Origin of the sequence: Megasphaera stantonii (genome assembly GCF_025567065.1) — a bacterium.
In the GTDB taxonomy this organism is placed as follows: domain Bacteria; phylum Bacillota; class Negativicutes; order Veillonellales; family Megasphaeraceae; genus Megasphaera; species Megasphaera stantonii.
The window spans coordinates 1-401 of the sequence record NZ_JAOQKD010000054.1 but is presented as its reverse complement, the minus strand read 5'-3'; the positions used below and the strand labels follow the sequence as shown (position 1 = coordinate 401).

Sequence of the window (401 nt, the reverse complement as noted above, 5' to 3'; positions counted from 1 at the left end):
TGCGGACGCTGGCAGAAAACGGCGGCGACGTGTGGCGCTATGCCTTAGATTGCCTGACGAAGAAACACTCCGATACAGTACCAGACCTGAATGAACAGGAATTGACGAGGCAATGCCGACGCCGGCGGCTGCCGTATTGCGTGTATGATGCAGAGCACAGCTGCCGCATGCCGGGGAGCGAAAGCGCATGGCACGGAAGATGGATGAAAGATATCCAAAACAGCGGATATCACCATATACATTAGATACTAAAAGGCCGGATTTACATGCCAAGATGTTTCTGTCAAATATATACCCACAACAACTTGAGATAAGGTACAATAAGTTTCGCAAAAATAAAAAGAGACATGGCTTGCAGAACTCTGGTAGAATGAAGTCGCGACACACCATTCTGAAAGGAG

The 401-nt window shown here is 48.4% G+C and carries 1 protein-coding gene; it reads left to right on the top strand.

Annotated elements, in window-relative coordinates; genetic code table 11:
- A partial coding sequence (locus tag OCV58_RS12180; protein ID WP_449566823.1) for a hypothetical protein occupies positions 1–245 on the top strand: 245 nt, incomplete at its 5' end.
- Between the last annotated feature and the right edge of the window lie 156 nt (positions 246–401).